At 69.4% G+C, this 700-nt stretch carries 1 protein-coding gene; it reads right to left on the bottom strand.

Annotated elements, in window-relative coordinates:
* Positions 1–86: 86 nt before the first annotated feature.
* The coding region (gene pilO2 / locus GXB81_RS31185; protein WP_205991228.1) for a type 4b pilus protein PilO2 at positions 87–700 on the bottom strand (614 nt) is incomplete at its 5' end.

Here is a 700-nt window from a genome sequence, read left to right as displayed (position 1 = left end):
ATACCGGCGCCGGCGCGGCGGCCTGCGCGAGCGCGACCGTGGGGCCCATGAGCCCGCAGACCAGTGCGCCTACGATCCACGCGTTGTCATTTCTCATACAGCACTCCGTCCAGGGTCCATTGCCCCGCCTTGTACGACAGGGTCTCGACGCGCACGCCCGGTTCGTCGAGATACTTGATCAGGCTGTCCGGCGGCATCTCGCCGAGCGCTGCCGTCATGCGCCACGTCTGCCATGTCGGCGCCGCGGGCGCCGAGCCCGGATGCAGTTGGTTCAGCGTCTGCGCCGCGAGGCTCTTCGGCGGCGGGCCCTGCTGCGGCATGAACGTCAGATCGACGCCGAGCAGCTGGAACACCGACAGCATCCGCAAGCGCACGCCGTCGAAGCCGTCGATCGGATCGTCGCCGCCCGGCCGCAGCGTCAGCGGCTCGACGTAGCTGGCGTGATCGCCGCTCGTGTCGATCTGCGCGAGCGGCGCGGCGGCCATCAGCATTGCGACGTTCGAGTCGCCGCGCGACCAGCGATAGCTGACGTTCGACGACCTGCACGCATACTCGTCGAGTTGCCAGCCGCCCGGCGCGAGACTCGCGAAGTGATCGACGCAGGCGCGAATGAAATCGCCTGGCGTCGGCTGCACCGCCCACGGATGCGGCGGCTCCGTCGGCGCCGCCGGCTTTGGCGGATGCAGCCGCAATTGAGAGC

Source organism: Paraburkholderia sp. Ac-20336, from assembly GCF_017105025.1.
Taxonomy (GTDB): domain Bacteria; phylum Pseudomonadota; class Gammaproteobacteria; order Burkholderiales; family Burkholderiaceae; genus Paraburkholderia.
This window is presented reverse-complemented; position numbering and strand designations above follow the sequence as displayed.